This is a genomic window from Centipeda sp. (in: firmicutes), from assembly GCF_057271695.1.
This window is the reverse complement of sequence record NZ_DBHIVL010000051.1, coordinates 1-16,629: the sequence shown is the minus strand read 5'-3', so window position 1 is coordinate 16,629 and position 16,629 is coordinate 1. Positions and strand designations below refer to the sequence as shown.

Below are 16,629 nucleotides of genomic sequence, written 5' to 3'. Positions count from 1 at the left end.
GGACGAAAAAATCTACGCCAATCTGACGGACTTCATTTTATCAGCGATTCCTAAACAAAACCATAAAAGCCCGACTGTGAGCACATTGCTTCCACAGCCGGGCTTTTTCGCATTTCTCTACGTCACTGCAAGATCTCTCCGATGCGCGCCATTACCTCCCGATCAATGTCATCCAGCATAGCAAACCGCCGTCGATAGACCGCACGCTTGCGCGTCGGTACTTCCTCCATCGTCTTGCGCTTCTCGATGAGGGGGAGCTCCATAAAGCGTCGATCCTCTGTATCCATCCCTCCCGCCTCACGCCAAAATTCGCTAAAATCCGTCTTGAGCTTCCGATCGACGCGCACGTGGTTGTTCGCATAGTAGCCTTCGTTCGTTACGGCGTAGATCCGCCCCAGCCCCAGACTCCGTGCAACTGCCTGCGCGATGTAGAGTACGAGATTTTTCGTCCGATAGCTGTGACATGCCTTTGTCGCCTGCTTGACCACATCGCGTGCATCCTCCATATTCGGTCCCTGCATCGCCCCAATCCACATAGCGGGCGTTCCATCAACAGCGGGAGCAATCCAAAAGATAATCTGATAGAGAGAGGCCGCCCTCATACGCAGGATGACAGACATGAGACCTTCCTTGCGCTGCCCGTAGTCAAAAAAGAGTGCCGCAGTCAGTTCCTCACCCATACATTCGGGCCCTGTCCACAATGGGAGGGATTCCCTCTGATAGAGCGGAAGGAGCACATCCTCACACAGCTTTCCACGCAAAAACTGCATATGCTCCTCTACGATGCGCACACGTTCATCAAACGTCGATTTGTTATAAAAGAAAGCGCGTGTCGGCTGCTCATAGACAAAGGGATACGTGTCCGCTAGCTTTGACAGTATCGCATCTTTTCGGAAAAACGCATCAAGCTCCTGCAGCTTTCCACGATGCAGCCATGCGCGTACACAGAATATGATCGCCCGCCGCACTTCGCGCGGATTCTCCATGTCATAGATCTGTTTCGATAGTTGATAAAAGGATTGCACCAATCCACCCCCGTCTTAGCCCAGCAAGTTCCGAACAAAATTCGCCCTGCTGTATTTTTCCGAAGCACAGCGCAGCTGCGCCGCATAGTGTTCCTTCCGCTCAGAAAAGCGATTGACAAATTCCTCCATCCCACACAGAAATGATTCATAGCTGCCCATGTCCACGATCTCGCCAATGTCAAATTCTGCAAGAATCTCCGGATTCAGCACATCTGTTGTGATGACCGGCTTATGAAAACCAATTGCCGTAAAGTAGAGTGCACTCCAGTTATAGAGATAACGCTCTGCTGTATAGGGCAGGAACAACACATCGACAGAAGCAATTGCCTCGTACCATAAGGCACCGATAAGTTTTTCTGTCAGCACCGTGATCGACAAATGCGGCCGATACCGCTCCACCAATGCCCCCACATCCGCGCGATCCGCAGTCGTTGTCGGAGCCGCCTGCAAAACGAATTGCACAGGGCGCGTGAACCGCCCTTCCTCGGCTGCACGCAGAAACCAAGCGAGCTTTTTCTCTCCCCTACGATAGTGCCCGAAAAACCCGATGCGAAGAGCATCATCTGTCCGCTTTGCTTGCATAACAGGCGGTGCCATGACCGGCGGAGCAATCAAACGTACGTTGTCTGGTCGCTGTGCACCAAAATCATCCCGCAGTGTGGTGACACAGAACCGGATGTTTCGATAGGGCTGACACGAACGTGCCGCCTTTAAGAATTTCGGCATTTCCTGAGGGTTCACACCGAGAAAGATAAAGTACACGGGCACAGAACTATGCCGCAACGAGCTCTTTTTCAGCGCACGCAGATAACGATAGGTCGCCGTCGTAAGCAGCACGGCATCGATCCGCTCGCGCACGATTGCCTCCGCCATCGCGTTGAACCATTTTACTCTTCGATATTCCCTCTGCACGGAGAGCCAGATCTTTTTGAGCCGACCCGCGCCATCGTAGCTGACAATGCGGCCTCCCCCCAGCTCACATAAAGGCACATGGAAATCACGCCCCAAATCTGTGCCCATCGGCAAAAAGAGGATGGGTTCGTGCCCCTCCTCTTTCAAGGTCTCTATGATGATATGGTCAAATTCGAGTTCAAACCCGCCATCGGCTTTCACCGTTTCCAGTATTGCAACTCTCACGATAACCTCCGCCCGCTCACATCAATGCGCAGCCATTGGAGGCACAGCCCCATGAGAAGCCAGTGCAGTTTCATCACGGCAGAGTTCCCCATATTATACTCGGTCAGTCCTTGGAGAATCAGACCGAGCAGAACGGCAGGGATAAGCAGAGCCGCGACATGGTGCGTTGCCCGCCATGTACCGAAGCCGTAAGAAAAACACGCCCACCAGAAGAAGAACAGTGCCAAAATGCCGATCGTACCGCATTCGGCGAGCATATGCACGATGTTGTTGTGTGCGTGCGTGAGCCCGGGCTCCTTTGCCTCCGGCAGGATGTAGTGTTCCTGGTACTCCGTCTTAAACCGCGCAAAGCCAATGCCAACCGCCGGATGATCCTCAAACATATGCGTCGCGCTCGTCCATAGCAGGAATCGCTCGGAATTGCTCTTCATGTCGCCAATCGTTGCAAATCGCGATGAGAGTGCCGGTGTTAGGGCGAAGATGCCGGCGAAGACGAGCAGGACAGCAAGCGCACCGGCAAGAAATTTCTTCTTCTCTCGCACGAGGAATGCGGCGCAGACAAAAACTGTGATCGGAACACCGACCCACGCGCCCCGTGTCCCGTTGAAGAGGAGTGCAAGACACCCGAGCCCGAGCGCGATGGCAGCGGGCAGACGATAGCGAGCTTCCATGCGTCCGCTCAAGAGGAGCAGGACGAGGGCAGGGATCAGCATCGAGAGGAAGCCGCCCGTTGTCATGGAAAACGAAAAGCCATCCGCCCTCATATTCCCCTGCATCAGCCCCTGAAAGAGAACCACGAGACCGTTGAGGGCAAAAGAGACCCCGACGAACAGAGCAATGCGTGCCAGCCGTCGTTTCTCCCAGACCATCAGCAGTACAGCATACAGCCCGATCATGCGATAGCCGTAATAATCGCCGAAGGTTCGGAGGCTGTGTGACACATCGCTCGAAAAGAGCGACGTAAAAACGATCGCTCCCATCAGGATCAGAAGAGCCGCACAGATTCGTCCGTCCGGCAGTGCGTTGAGCAGGTCGTCGTGTTTGCGCCAGACACGCAGGAGCAGAACAGCAACCAGTGTCCCCAAAAAGACATTCGCGGCTGCAATGGAGATATTACTGAACAGCGCAAATCCGCAGAGCATATAGAACGCCCATGTGTGTATGCGCTCCACATCCATGCTGCGCCATCTCAATCCTTTGCCCGAAAACATACAATCCCTCTTCTCTCTGCAGCCTGTAGGAAGCACTGATAAATTCAGCACCGCCATCTTGACGCATCTTTTTTGCCCGCACTGTGTCGACAAATCCTCCACATAGCCTTTGCTATGCGTCCGGTTTGTCTCCTTGTTCGGACGAAAAAATCTACGTCAATCTGGCAGACTTCATTTTATCAGCGATTCCTTTATCTCACAACTCCATGTAACGGAGCTTGACATACTTTACCATTGTATAAAATCCGTGGAACATCGCCAGGATAAATCCAAGCCGCCCATCCAGAGCCCCGCGTTGAAGAATGTAGAAGCGAAAAAAAGCAAACGGCGGGTCAAACAGGATCTTGAGGAACGAGGCACGCTTCCCCTCAACGTACTGACGCTCTGCCATAAGCGTTGTATACTGATTGAGCTTTTGGAAATAGTGCTCCCACGTCGTATAAGTATAGTGCAGGAGACCCCCCTTCAGTCGCCGCACGGGGAGCGCGGACTCCGTCCGCTCGTGGACGAGCCCCTCCCAGCGCATCGCATCGCGCGGGAAGAAGCGGCGCGGATAGTCCGGTCGGTGGCCGCCATAGTACATACGCTGTCCAAAGGCGACATTGATGCGCTTGATCTCATAGACGGCACGCGCATCCTCTGCCATGATGCGGCGCAGCTCAGGCTCTGTCTCCGCGTTTACGCGCTCATCTGCGTCCACATAGAGGACCCAGTCTGCGTCCGTCTGGGTCAATGCAAAATTACGCTGCCCCGCAAAGTCCCCCGCGAGAGGGTGCTCGACAACACGCGCTCCTGCCGCCCGCGCCAGTTCTGCCGTGCGATCCGTACTCATATCATCGATCACAAGGATCTCATCGGCAAATGACGCACTCTCGATGCACGCCCCAATATGCTGCTCCTCGTTGTAGGTGAGTATAATGACGGCAAGCTTCACGCGACAGCCTCCTCTCTCCGCTACCTCTCTGCCTCCACTGCATTTCGCACGCAGTCCAAAAGACTTCCACCCGTATAGCGCACGCCCCGCACGCCCGCATTCTCAGCAGCGGAGACATCGCTCTGTGCATCACCAAACATCCACGAGGCGGCGGGGTCGATGTCATGCTCTGCCATCGCACGCAAGATCATACCGGATGCCGGTTTGCGGCAGTCACAGGATCTCGCATAGCCAGACACCACGCCCTCCGCATGATGCGGGCAGTAGTAGAATGCGTCGATGTGTGCGCCGTGTGCCGCAAGCTCCGCATTCATCCATTCATGCAGATGGTGTACGGCATCCTCGTCATAGTAGCCGCGTGCGATACCGCTCTGATTCGTGACAACGATAACGAGATAGTCGTGTTCATTCGCCCAGCGGATTGCCTCAATCGCCCCGTCGATCCATAGGAAGTCCGCAGGATCGTGAAGGTAATGCACATCGACGTTGAGTGTGCCGTCACGGTCGAAGAAGATCGCTTTAGTCGGCATACGAAAAATACCCACCGGCATTCAGGAAATCGCAGTACTCCTTGACCGCCTCCTCCATCGGTGTGAAGCCGCCGTCATAGCCCGCCGCAAGGAGTGCCGTCGTATCTGCCTGCGTATAGTTCTGGTACTTGCCGCGCAAGACCTCGGGGAAGTCGCGATAGACGATCCTGCCCTTGCCAAGCGCAGCGATGACCGCACGCGCCGCCTCGTTGTAACTGTGCGCCTCGCCCGTGCCGCAGTTGTAGACACCGCTCTCGCCACCATTCTCGAAGAAGTGCAGGTTCACGCGCACCACGTCGCCGACATAGACGAAATCACGCCGCTGTTCGCCGTCCGCAAGCCCGTCTGTCCCACGGAAAAGGCGTGCCTCCCCCGTCTCCATAATCTGATGGTAAAGCTGGTAAAAGATGGACGCCATCTTCCCCTTGTGATGCTCCTGTGGGCCGTACACGTTGAAGTATTTCAGACCGACAATGGGACTGCGTGCCTCGGGAATGACCTGCCGCACATAGCGGTCAAACGCGAGCTTTGAGAACGCATAGGGATTGAGCGCATCCTCGCAGCGTCCGCCCTCCGTAAACCCATTTTTCCCTGCGCCGTAGGTCGAGGCGGAAGAGGCATAGAAGAACGGAATGCGTGCGCCCATCGCAAAGTGCAGGAGAGCCTTGGAGTAGGCGTAATTCTCCTTCATCATGTAGTTGACATCGTACTCCATCGTATCCGAGCACGCGCCCTCATGAAAGATTGCATCGATGTCCGTCCCATCGAAATCCCCCTCCTCCACGAGATGGAGAAAATCATCCTTCTGTTGGTAGTCGATAAAGTGCAGCCCGCGCAGGTTCTTATAGTTCTCACCGTCCTTCAAATCATCGACAATGAGAATGTCCTTATGCCCGCGCTGATTGAGTGCATGGACGAGATTGCTGCCAATAAAGCCGACACCGCCGGTAACGATAATCATCCATTTGCCCCTTCCTGATGGTCGAGCACCTGCAGCAGTTCCTCTCTGCTGACCGCATATGTTCCGAGCTTCGAGACGACAACGCTCGCTGCAAGGTTCGCAAGATACGCACCGTCTGCAGGCTTCAGTCCGCCCGCGAGCGCAAGCCCGAATACGGCAATGACGGTATCGCCCGCACCAGAGACATCGAAAACCTCCTGTGCCTTCGTCGGGATGTGGACGACCTCCTCGCCGTGAATGAGGGAAAGCCCCTTTGCCGAGCGCGTGAGAACGACGTTACGGATGCCAAATTTGCGCATCGCGTAACGCGCCGCCTTCTCGACCTCGAAATCCTTGTTCACGATCGGCTCAAGCATGATCTCATTGATCTCCTTGATGTTCGGCGTGAGGTAGTCAGCATTCTTGTACTTCAGCCACTGCGCCCCCTTCGGATCGACAATGACAGGCACGCCGTGATCGTGTGCCGCACGGATGATGTGCTGGCACGCGAACTCTGTGCATGCCCCCTTGCCATAGTCCGAGATGATGACGCAGTCCATGCTCTCGTTGAGCTTCTGATCGATATAGGCGAGGTACTTCTCCGCATAGTCGCCGTCAATGGGACTCGCGTCCTCAAAGTCAAGCCGGAGCATCTGCTGATGCCCGCCGATGATGCGGATCTTTGTCGTGGTCGGACGATCCGTATGGACGAGCCCGCTGTAGTCGATGCCGCGTGCGGCAAATTTTTCGAGAAGGCTCTTGCAATGCGCGTCGTCACCGACATAGCCTGCAATGCTGACATTCGTTCCGAGGAGCGCGAGGTTGTGCGCGACGTTCGCCGCGCCGCCAAGGGTCTCACGCGTACTCGTCACATGCGTGATCGGCACGGGTGCCTCGGGGGAAATGCGCGTGACCTCGCCCGAGTAATACTTATCAAGCATAACATCGCCGACAACGAGGATGTTGCTGCGCACACTCTTCTCCGCGACCGTTTCGCGGATCTTTGCCATATCCATAAGAACGCTCCCATCTGTTGTGAAAAATACCCAAAATTATCAATCAAACCCATGTGCCTTGATGCCGTCGGGCAGGACAGGGCGGACAAATCGGCTCGCCGCCCCCTTCGGCGCAAGGATGAACGCGCCGTCCACCTGCTCCACCACGCGCGTCTCGAAATCCGCCGCACGGGGCAGTTCGTGCGCAGGTGTCTCCCCAAACTCCCTGAGCATCTGATCCGCGTATTTCAAGATCAGGTCAGGCGGCATGCGCTTCATACACTGCATATGCGCATCGCCTGTGAGCGGACATTCATGAAGACGACACGGATGGCACGGCACGGGAGCGCGGACGGAAATGCTCCGCGCATCGTAGGGGTAAAAACCCGGAATCGGCGACGCGCCGAACATACAGAGGACAGGCACGCGCATCGCCACGCCGACGTGCATCGGCCCCGAGTCCGTTGTGATGAAGAGGATACAGCGGCTGAGAAGCCCCGCGAGTACACCGAGACTGACCTGCCCTGTGAAAATGTGGAGGCGGGGATTGTCCTTCTCCCGCATCTGTGCGCGACAAGCATCGACCATCTCCACATCCATCGGGCCGCCCATCACGGCGAGATGATAGCCGCGTGCGAGGTAGTCGTCGGCGACCTCTGCAAAATAGGCATCCTCCCAACGCTTCGTCCGCCAGCTCGCACCGATGTTGAGCGCGATCACCTTGTCCGTCGGGGTAAAATGCTCCGCCCAGAGCCGCGCCGCTTCTTTTTCGGCGGCGGGCGGCAGCCACATCTGGAGTCCTGCATCATCGACTTCACCAATCACGCCCGCCGCTCGAAGTGCCGCATAATGCGAGTGAACCTCGTGCATGATCGGATGCTGATCGGGGCTGACATGATCGAAAAGAAGGGAGAAGCCAGGCTTTGTGTACCCGACAATACGCTTGCCGCCGCTCAGTGCCGCAAGCGCGGAGGAGCGCTCGTTGCGGTGGAGATTGATGACAAGGTCGTATTTCTGCTTCCGCAGACGACGCGCGAAGCGCAGGATGCCGAGGAGACTTCTGTCCCGCCCCTTCTTGTCAATCAGCAGACACTCATCAATGTGCCGATTTTCCTGCACGATATCCGCGAGAATCCGATCGGCGAGCAGTGTGATGCGTGCCTCGGGATAGTTGTGCCGCAGCGTGCGCAGGACAGGCGTCACCAGCATGAGATCGCCGAGATGCATGAGGTTGATGACGAGGATGTTCTGATACAAACTTACAATCCCTCCAACCACCGTAAATTCATCGCTGAAGCAGGGGGCGCATCTTCGCCGCGACCTCATCCACGGAGATTGCCGCAAGGCAGTCCAATCCCTTCGGACACGCACGTTTCCAGCAGCCGCGACAGGAGCGATCGACCTCGATCGCGTTTTGGATCTGCCCGTAGGGGCCATTGCGATTCGCATCGGTCGGTCCCATGAGCATCACCGTCGGCGTGCCGAGCCCTGCTGCGAGGTGAACGGGTCCCGTATCACCGCCGAGAACGAGAGACGCACGCATGAAGATGTGTGCAAGCTGCTTGAGATTCGTGCGCCCGACCAGATTCACGGGAGGGATCTCAGACGCACGCATAATGTCCTGTGCAAGCGTCTCATCGAGACGGCCGCCACCGACGAGCACGGACACATAATGTGCATGGTAAAGCCGATCCGCAAGTGCGGCAAAATGCTCCACAGGCCAGCGTTTGTTCGGCCAGTTTGCACCGATGGCAAAGGCGACGAATGTGCGCCCCTCCGGCACACCCTCACGCGCAAGCAGCGTCTCAGCCGCCATGCGGTCACGCTCGGAAACAGAAACCGGAAAGCGTACCTCGTCCACGGCGCAGCCAAGCGCACGCGCCACATCGAGATAACGCTCGACAATATGTCCCCGAGCGTGCCCCCCACGTACGGGACGGCTCAGAAGATGTGCGCCTTCGCGCATATTCGCCGTGCCGATGCGCAGCTTCGCCCCCGCGTTGAACACGATTGCCGCCGACTTGAAAAGTCCCTGCAGATCGAGTGACGCATCGTACGGACGCGTGCGCAGCCGTTTACGAAACGGGGCAATCTCGCGCATAAAGCCGCCGATGCTGCGGAACTTTGCCTTCTCAAAGAGGATAATCTCATCGATGTAGGGATTGTCCTCAAGAATTGGGTACGCCGCCTGCTCGACCACCCACGTCAGATGCGCCTCGGGAAACTGCTCCTTGATGGCATACGAAACGGGCAGAGCATGAATCACGTCGCCGATCGCGCTCAGTTTCACGACCAGAATGTTCTCCATGCCCTGCCCTCCTTTCGCTATTTCCGCCCCATCTTTGCAATCATACCCGTGGTCGACTTCCCTTCTACCAGAGGGATAAATGCCACCTCGCCACCGTATCCCTCCACGATACGCGCCTCAGGCAGCGTCTCCCGCGTATAGTCTCCGCCCTTTGCGTAGACCGCAGGCTGCACCTTCGCGATCAACTCCTCTGCCGTATCTTCACCAAAGATCACGACATAGTCCACGGATGCCAGCGCTCCCACGACCTCCGCACGATCCGCCTCGCTGTTCACGGGGCGCGTCTCCCCCTTGAGACGTCGCACGGACGCGTCGCTGTTCAGCCCGAGGATGAGTACGTCGCCAAGCGCACGTGCCGCCGTGAGATAGCGCACATGCCCCGCGTGGAGGATATCAAAGCAGCCGTTCGTAAAGACAACGCGTACCCCTCCCTCACGCAGCGCAGCGGCAAACTCCGCAATCCGCTCATTTGGAATCAGCATATCAGAACGCCTCCTCTGCCACAAGCAAAGCAGCTCGTAATTCCTCCTGTGCAACCGTCGCCGTCCCACGCTTACGCACGGCAATCCCCGATGCGATGTTGCTGAGCCATGCTGCCGTCAATGGGTCAACACCCGCCGCGAGCCCAAGAATCATGACCGCAACACAGGTATCGCCTGCACCCGACACATCGAAGATCTCACTGTGGTCGCTGACGGGAATATTCGTCGCCGAACCATCCGCAAGGAAGAGTGTCATCCCCTTATCCCCACGCGTGATGAGAACACCGTCTGCAGAGAGCCGCTGCCGCAGTTCATGCCCCGCCGCACAGATCTCTTCCTCGCAGCACAGCTCCTGCCCCAGTGCTGCTGCCAGCTCCGCATCGTTCTGCTTGACATAGCCGATGCCCGTATAAGAGAGGATGTCATAGCGCGAGTCCACAATGCTCGGAAGCCCTCGTCTGCGCGTCTCGTCGATGACGAGACGGCGCACGCGTGCCGTCACGGTTCCCGATCCATAGTCCGAGAGCACAACGCCGCGCACCTGCGGCAAGAGTTCACGGATGCGCCCAAGGAGCAGTTCCTCCGTCTCCGCCGTGAGCGATGTGTGCCACTCGCGGTCAACGCGCACGATCTGTTGGCTGACCGTCGCCCGCCCACCCGCGATGATGCGCGTCTTGGTGATCGTCGGATGCTCCTCTGCGCGGACAAATGCTGTCCGCACCCCATTCTCATCAAGCACCGCAAGGAGTGCGTCCCCGCTGTGCTCCGTTCCGCAGACCCCCACAGCATACGCCGTGCCGCCGAGCGTCGCCGCATTGTTCGCGACATTCGCCGCACCGCCCGCGACCACACGCTCCTCGCGCTGCTCAAGCACAAGCACGGGGGCCTCACGCGAGATGCGTGCAATCGTACCGTCGAGGTAGACATCCGCCACCATATCCCCGATGATGAGGACAGGCGCACCCGTCATCGCTTTGAGTGCATTTACCACGGCGTAAACTCCCATTTAACCTTCCACGAATCCTGCTGCGAACGATAGCGCAGAATCACCTGTGAGCAATGCAGATCGTGGAACCAATAGTAGTCCACATCCGTCCACTCCCGCGGCTTCACAGCGTACTTCGTCCCCACAGCGACGCGGTTGCGCTCATCGAGACGATAACTCAGACCTGCCAACAGAATTTTGGAATGATCCTCTTGACCAAAGTCAAAGAGCGAATTCTCCTTCGTACTCTTCGAGTAAAGAGCGCCGATGTATGCCGCAAAACGCTCGTTGAACGGCTTCGTGAGATAGGCGCTCGCATGGAAGCCTTGCACCCGCGAGCCGTCATAACTCTCGCGTGTGACAGAGTAGCCCCCCGCGAAATCGATCCGATAACCATGAAAGCGGATCGTATCGTGCGCAGCCGAAATGCCGTATTTCCAGTGGTTGCTGTGAATCCCATCCGCATACCAACGTCCATACTCCGAGTATAGGGTGTAGGTGATCGGCATCTTGCCGACACGCTGGCCATAGCCAAGGATGAGAGACGGCATCTTCTTGATCGATCCGTCGTTGCCGTCATCGAAGACACCGTACGTGAGGACGGCACTCGCGCCGCCATTTCCCCAGCCGAGATCGTAGTGACTGCGCCAGCCCTTGTTCGTCGTCACATAGAGATTCGCACGCGCCGTGACGTGCGGGGCAAGGTCATGCTCGTACGTCTGCTCAAGCCAGAGACCGTCGTCGCTGTCATAGCCCATCGTCGGAAAATTGCGCTGCATGGGCTTTCCTACATCGACTTCATAGTGTTTGCGTGTGAAGATCACCTTATTCTTGATCCAGAACTTCACATTCGTGAGTACGAGTTTGTCGCCCGGATACAGCTCCGCAACATCCGCACTCAGGTGGTAGTCCGGCTTTTCGGCAGAGCACTTTGTCTGCGTACCGTCATAGACCACAATCTTGTCCGGATAGAACTCGAATCGCTTGCCCGTCATATAGTAGGCACCGACCTTGCCCGCAGCCTCCGCCATCGTCCCCTCACGCGTCTTGTAGTTGTAGTTGATGCGGTAGCCATCCAATGTGACGCGGGACTGCCCCTCCGTCAGTTGGAGGATATGCGCACGGTCAGGAACGGACACATCTCCCGCGATGGTGTTTCCCTCCACATAGTCGCCCTGAAACCGCCGTGCCGCAAGCTGCATGATGTCCACATGCCCCTTCGCTACAAAATCGCCCGTACGCTCGTCATAGGTCAGGTCGTCCCCCTCGAACGCGATCGGCGACGGTGCATCCGCCGCAACGGGATGCCGCAGATGCTGCGCCATCTCCTCCACATCCGCGAGCAGCTTCTTCTGCTCCTCCGTGAGGCGGTTCGCACGCTCCTCCCGTCGCTCATTCTCGACGAAATCCAAATGCTGAAAACCCGTATCCGAGTCCCCGCGATAAGCGGCATCAACGCCGCTGGGGAGGAGGGTACAGGCAGCAGTCAACATGAGTAGGATGCGCGTTTTCAAGGACTTGGTCATCGGCGCGTTCTCCTGTCTTTTACAAAGATTTGATTCGTTATTATACTACAGTATAGCATAGTGAAAAAATTCATGCACCATTATAATATAAAAAAGCTTGAAAGTCCATATTTTACGGGCTTCGCGTGTTTTTCTCCACCATTGGAGAAAATGCCGCATACGTACTATTTGCTGGAATTTGTAGGCAACGTGTAGGCAAACAAAAAGCCTGCACGGCGGCGGGCAACAGGGGTATTTTCTAAAGACAACATTCCTCCGTGCAAGTTTACAAATCACGCAAGACAGAATCCCCGCCGTCGCTTACGTTGTCTATATCTACCGCCATTGTAGATAATGCAAATTTGTCACGTTGTCACCCCCTTTTTCCGTTTTTCACGTACACAAACATCGGGACTCGCAGATCCGTGTATGCTTTTGGCGTTGGTAGTACCTGAAGTACTAGGGGGAGTGTGAACACAATCAAAAACGCCCGAGCTGTCCCGCCGTTCCTACATTCGCAAACTTTTTCTCTTTGCATCGCATTGCCATCCGCGACGCTATCATCCGTGCTGTCACCACTTCTTTTCCATCTGTGCAAACGTTCTTTTTCGCCTTCATTTCTAACTATCCATAATTAACCTTATGGATAGTTAGGTATATGCGGTGTCATATCATCAGATATTATAAAGACATCTTTTATTTATTCAGTGTTTATACTTTGTATTTTGTCAACTGTTCATCAGTGAATTTATAAATCTTTTTATGCTTCTTTTTCTCTTGTGCTGCAAGGCTTCACAGATTTCAAAAATGCAAAACCGCATTCGTCTTTCGTGTCCAAATTGGACACGAAAGACGTTGAACAACGTCGCGCATATCTTTCTCGTCATTCTGAATGGCACACAAAAGAACGGGCACAATCGCCCCTGCCACCGTGCCCGATCTCATTTTTGCCGCCGTAGATGTTCGCCGCACCTATGGCGGCTTTTGCGTACTTTTGCGTCATTTCGCTAAACATTTTTTCACTTTTTTCATCATGCCATTTAATGTTTGTTTCCATTTCCACACGTTCAAAAAATAAATTAACCCCCTATTCGTTTTTACGTCTAAACGAACGGCGGGCATCGCAAGCGCCCCGCACAAGTTCATCCCTCTGGAAGAACCTACTGCACAACAGCGGCGACCGTTCGCACTCACCAACAATGCGCCGCCGAATGTCGCCGTCCGCTCATATGTTCGCCCCTGTTCTGCGTGACGCATGGCAAAGCAGCGGGACGATCTCGCCGTCTCGCTTCACCGTGCCGCCATCGCTCCATATTCGATGATATACGCGCCGATGCGTGCCGCCCTGCCTCTCCTATTCCCCGTCTCTCGTTCGCCGCTTCTGCCTCGTGTCTCGTTCAAAATAGGTGATTGTCACGGGATATCCTTCAGAGGTATGCGTCCGCTGTGACAGCCCCCGAATGAGGCGATAGCCGCGCGGCGGTGTGATCTCCTCGCGGTACGCTTCCGAGCGCGTGACGTGCTCTTTCTTTACGGGCGTTCGCGTGAGATTGCGGCTTGTCTGGATTCGTCCCGAACTCCCATCTATTTTCTCTTTCGTGAAGTACGCCGCCATCCGTGCTGCGTCCTCTGCTCCCCCACCATAGAGCTTGACTTGTACCCTGCCATGCTTCCACGCCTTTTGAATCCGCTCCATATCATCCGCCGTGAGGGCGGGGAGTAGAATATGACCGTGTGGGCGACCGCGCCCCTTGAGGTTTTCCAGTACGGATATATAACGCGCCTCCATCCCCGCGCGGCGGTATATCCGCCGCAAGGTGCGCTTAAATTTCGCATCCTCTGCAAGCACGGCTTTTTCATCCGTGGGTTTCTCGCTATAGGTATATGTGATATACCACGCGCCCGCCTCGTAGTTCTCCATAATGAGGCGCGTTAAGTTCTCCATCCGCAGCCGTCTGTTTACTTCCGCTTGTGTCGCCGTTGTGACATTCTGCCTCTTTGCCCTCTTCTCGCGCACTTTTTTTGATGTTGGCAATGCACGATAGGAATAGTATTTCTTCACCATGCAGAACCGCCCGCCTTTCGCCGTCCACGTTGCCCGTCTATATGCCACTTTCCCGCCCGTCCTTCTTTTTCCCGTCTCTTTGTCGCTCGTTTAATCGCTTCATCAAGGGGCAATAAGCCTCTATTGCCCCTCTCACTAGGCGAACATACGCGCCTATTCATTGGACTGTTTGCGGGTACGGCGGCGATGCGGCGCGGCGGCGGGTTTCTGCTTCACATCGGCGTTTTTTTGTGGTATACTTTGCATGAAACAAACATCTTTTTTCCCGTTGTCCGCTGTAGACGTGCCCGCGTCTATGGCGGCTTTTCTTTTGCGCCGCCTCTGTTTCTGTTCGATCTCCATGTTATGAAAGGCGACCGCATCTATGAACGCTCTGCATGAAATGTATTTCAAGCTCTCTTTCCCGTTTCCAATTCCGTATAAGTTCCACTTACAAGAAGGAATGGCAAGAGCACGATTGACCGCATCGTGTCCGAGTATCTGAACCGCGCGGAAATAGGGCATTGCGCCGCCGTGTATCGTTCCTATGATTGCGCTCAGTTCATGCCACAGCCGCCATTGCTCATCTTCTGTGATGATCTCACGGATCCGTGCGCGGCTCTCGCCCGTGCTTTCCTCGATCTGCAGCAGTTCGATATTTCGATAGGTCACGGCGTTCATTGCAGATTTAAAGCCAAAGTAGCCGCCGCGTTCCTCTTCCTGCTTGTACGCGTAGCACCGCCGCGCAAACTCAGCCGCCGCAAGACCCAAATGCCGCGCTGCGTACTCTTGCGTAATGCCGAAAGCACGCCGCCCCTCGTTCCCCTCAGCGAAAAATATAGTCATTGCGACCCATCCGATCACCTTGTCAATCATGCTACTTTCTCCTTTCCTCGCGCATCCGCGCCGCCATCCTGCCGATCGGCGGCGACCGCCGCGCCTGTCTCATCCGATCCGCCCGCCGTGTCCGTTGTCATGTGCACACGTTCAGCGTTTTGCTTTTCGCCTCTGTATTCGGGCAATGCGGCGATGTACTCATCTAGGCGGGATTCCTTCACGCGCCGATTCGCACCGCCCGCGCCCTGTGTCCATATAATTTCACCGCGTGCCATGCGCTGCATAACGCGCTGTTTTCCGCACCCGAGCCGCGCCGCGACCTCATCCAGATTGAGAAGGCGATCTTCCTGCTTCCTCAGTTCGGGGATAATTGCGGCGACTTCAGCCGCTATGGCGGGGATGAGTGCCGTCATTGCCTCCTCCACCGCTCGCGTGACTTCCCATGCAAGCAGATTTGTGAGTGTGTCCCGCGCCCCCGTGCCGCTGTCATGTGCTGCGCGTTCGTGCCGATCTACATCTGTCACCGTGCCGCCATCGGGGAAGAACGCCGCTGCGCGTTCTCCTCGCCCGCTCTCGTTCCGCTTCTTCATGCCGTGCCTCCTTTCCATGTGTCCATAAATGCCCGCCATCCCGCCGCAATCGCCCCTATGAGACGTGACACGCGCCCCCGCATAGGTTTTGTTGCGCCGCTCTTTTCGCCGCCGTCTATGGCGGCTTTTTTCGTGATTGTGCCGCCATAGGTGCGACGCAGGTATGCCGCCATCTCACGGGTGATATATACGTCCCATCCTGCACCGATCAGGCGTTTGAGAAGGGCATAGCGGCGTTCTGTCTGCACGCCGCCCGCCGCCTCCATATAGGCGCGTGTCGCCTCCTCTACGGTGATATGTGCGGGAAACTCATAGACAGCCCGCCTCATGCCGCGCCTCCTCGCTCCTGCATCGTAAGGTGTCCTTTTTTATCGGGGCGGCGCGTGTAGATTGTGCCGCCGTGCTCTGCTTTCAGCTTCTCAGCCGCCGAGCGTGGCAGAATGACCGCCCATCCATGCTCAAGCAGAAATTTCAGCTGGTTATAGCGGCGTTCGGTCTTTGCCTCACCCACTACGCTCATATACTCCCATGCCGCCGCGCCCGCGCTCATGTGCGCGGGGAACTGGTACATGACGCGCTCTTCCCCCTGTTTGATCTTCATTGTGTGCCTCCTTTCGGCGTATCCCGCCATCCTTGCCATGCGTGACCGTTCATCATGCGCTCTTTGTTGTTTTTACGCAACATCGTCCGCAAAAAAAATTTTCATCGTGACCGTATCAGACAGCCCGAGAATTTCAACGAGCTGTGAAATCTCTGCTCGTGTAAAATCTGATACGCCGCACATTTTACGGTAGAACGTCGCGCGATTCATCCCCATCTTGGAGAAAACAGATTTCACCGTTTCCCCTTTACGGGTAATTTCAGCCTTCAACTCATTCGTAGACAACAATATAAGTCCTCCTTTGGTTGTTTTTATGCAACATCTACGCTTTGCATTATACATTTCTCTGTTTTTCATGTCAATACATAAACGCAACTTTTGTGGTGCTCGCAGCTTTTCTTGTTGCGTTATTGCATATGATGCTATATAATTAGGCAAAAGAACGGGGGCTATAAGGTTGAAAGTACAGCCGGTAAATAAAGGCACACGAAAACAGGTCACAGAG

Annotated in this window: 19 protein-coding genes and 1 pseudogene; all 20 read right to left on the bottom strand. The window is 55.8% G+C overall.

Translation table 11 applies throughout. The features are described 5' to 3' along the window. Positions 1-122: 122 nt before the first annotated feature. Positions 123-1,025, bottom strand: coding sequence for a VirK/YbjX family protein (locus ACO6BQ_RS08560; protein ID WP_489120442.1), 903 nt, complete (start codon positions 1,023-1,025; stop codon positions 123-125). A gap of 15 nt (positions 1,026-1,040) precedes the next feature. Further along, positions 1,041-2,162 (bottom strand): glycosyltransferase family protein, encoded by a 1,122-nt coding sequence (locus ACO6BQ_RS08555; protein ID WP_489120441.1) that lies wholly within the window; start codon positions 2,160-2,162, stop codon positions 1,041-1,043. Continuing rightward, the gene (locus tag ACO6BQ_RS08550) at positions 2,159-3,373 is read right to left on the bottom strand and encodes an O-antigen ligase family protein (RefSeq protein WP_489120444.1); all 1,215 of its coding nucleotides are present in this window, start codon (positions 3,371-3,373) and stop codon (positions 2,159-2,161) included. The genes ACO6BQ_RS08555 and ACO6BQ_RS08550 overlap by 4 nt, the downstream gene beginning before the upstream one ends. Before the next feature lie 27 nt (positions 3,374-3,400). Next, positions 3,401-3,548, bottom strand: a pseudogene (locus ACO6BQ_RS08545) (secretion protein HlyD); the annotation flags it as partial. Between the two features lie 21 nt (positions 3,549-3,569). After that, entirely contained in the window at positions 3,570-4,307 is a 738-nt protein-coding gene (locus ACO6BQ_RS08540) for a glycosyltransferase family 2 protein (RefSeq protein WP_489120440.1), read from the bottom strand. Positions 4,308-4,327: 20 nt separating this feature from the next. Then, positions 4,328-4,837, bottom strand: a complete 510-nt coding sequence (gmhB, locus tag ACO6BQ_RS08535) for a D-glycero-beta-D-manno-heptose 1,7-bisphosphate 7-phosphatase (protein ID WP_489120439.1) — start codon at positions 4,835-4,837, stop codon at positions 4,328-4,330. Further along, entirely contained in the window at positions 4,827-5,798 is a 972-nt protein-coding gene (rfaD, locus tag ACO6BQ_RS08530) for an ADP-glyceromanno-heptose 6-epimerase (protein ID WP_489120438.1), read from the bottom strand. Before rfaD ends, gmhB begins: the two co-directional genes overlap by 11 nt. After that, positions 5,795-6,793, bottom strand: coding sequence for a D-glycero-beta-D-manno-heptose-7-phosphate kinase (gene rfaE1 / locus ACO6BQ_RS08525; RefSeq protein ID WP_489120437.1), 999 nt, complete (start codon positions 6,791-6,793; stop codon positions 5,795-5,797). The genes rfaD and rfaE1 overlap by 4 nt, the downstream gene beginning before the upstream one ends. Positions 6,794-6,832: 39 nt before the next feature. Continuing rightward, complete coding sequence (locus ACO6BQ_RS08520) at positions 6,833-8,029, bottom strand: glycosyltransferase family 9 protein (protein ID WP_489120436.1); 1,197 nt, start codon at positions 8,027-8,029, stop codon at positions 6,833-6,835. Between the two features lie 28 nt (positions 8,030-8,057). Then, entirely contained in the window at positions 8,058-9,080 is a 1,023-nt protein-coding gene (waaF, locus tag ACO6BQ_RS08515; protein ID WP_489120435.1) for a lipopolysaccharide heptosyltransferase II, read from the bottom strand. Between the two features lie 17 nt (positions 9,081-9,097). Beyond that, positions 9,098-9,562 (bottom strand): D-glycero-beta-D-manno-heptose 1-phosphate adenylyltransferase, encoded by a 465-nt coding sequence (rfaE2, locus tag ACO6BQ_RS08510; protein ID WP_489120434.1) that lies wholly within the window; start codon positions 9,560-9,562, stop codon positions 9,098-9,100. A gap of 1 nt (position 9,563) precedes the next feature. Continuing rightward, complete coding sequence (locus ACO6BQ_RS08505; protein ID WP_489120443.1) at positions 9,564-10,553, bottom strand: bifunctional heptose 7-phosphate kinase/heptose 1-phosphate adenyltransferase; 990 nt, start codon at positions 10,551-10,553, stop codon at positions 9,564-9,566. After that, entirely contained in the window at positions 10,547-12,073 is a 1,527-nt protein-coding gene (locus tag ACO6BQ_RS08500) for an LPS-assembly protein LptD (RefSeq protein ID WP_489120432.1), read from the bottom strand. The genes ACO6BQ_RS08505 and ACO6BQ_RS08500 overlap by 7 nt, the downstream gene beginning before the upstream one ends. A gap of 862 nt (positions 12,074-12,935) precedes the next feature. After that, positions 12,936-13,109, bottom strand: a complete 174-nt coding sequence (locus ACO6BQ_RS08495; RefSeq protein WP_489120431.1) for a hypothetical protein — start codon at positions 13,107-13,109, stop codon at positions 12,936-12,938. Between the two features lie 297 nt (positions 13,110-13,406). Continuing rightward, positions 13,407-14,165, bottom strand: coding sequence for a rolling circle replication-associated protein (locus ACO6BQ_RS08490; RefSeq protein WP_489120430.1), 759 nt, complete (start codon positions 14,163-14,165; stop codon positions 13,407-13,409). A gap of 105 nt (positions 14,166-14,270) precedes the next feature. Next, positions 14,271-14,972 (bottom strand): hypothetical protein, encoded by a 702-nt coding sequence (locus tag ACO6BQ_RS08485; protein ID WP_489120429.1) that lies wholly within the window; start codon positions 14,970-14,972, stop codon positions 14,271-14,273. Beyond that, a complete protein-coding gene (locus tag ACO6BQ_RS08480) occupies positions 14,969-15,523 on the bottom strand; it encodes a helix-turn-helix transcriptional regulator (protein WP_489120427.1) in 555 nt (184 codons plus the stop codon). The genes ACO6BQ_RS08485 and ACO6BQ_RS08480 overlap by 4 nt, the downstream gene beginning before the upstream one ends. Next, positions 15,520-15,852 (bottom strand): hypothetical protein, encoded by a 333-nt coding sequence (locus ACO6BQ_RS08475; protein WP_489120426.1) that lies wholly within the window; start codon positions 15,850-15,852, stop codon positions 15,520-15,522. Before ACO6BQ_RS08475 ends, ACO6BQ_RS08480 begins: the two co-directional genes overlap by 4 nt. Further along, positions 15,849-16,124 (bottom strand): hypothetical protein, encoded by a 276-nt coding sequence (locus ACO6BQ_RS08470; protein ID WP_489120425.1) that lies wholly within the window; start codon positions 16,122-16,124, stop codon positions 15,849-15,851. The genes ACO6BQ_RS08475 and ACO6BQ_RS08470 overlap by 4 nt, the downstream gene beginning before the upstream one ends. Positions 16,125-16,196: 72 nt before the next feature. After that, positions 16,197-16,629 (bottom strand): hypothetical protein (locus ACO6BQ_RS08465; protein WP_489120424.1); only part of this gene is annotated, 433 nt, incomplete at its 5' end.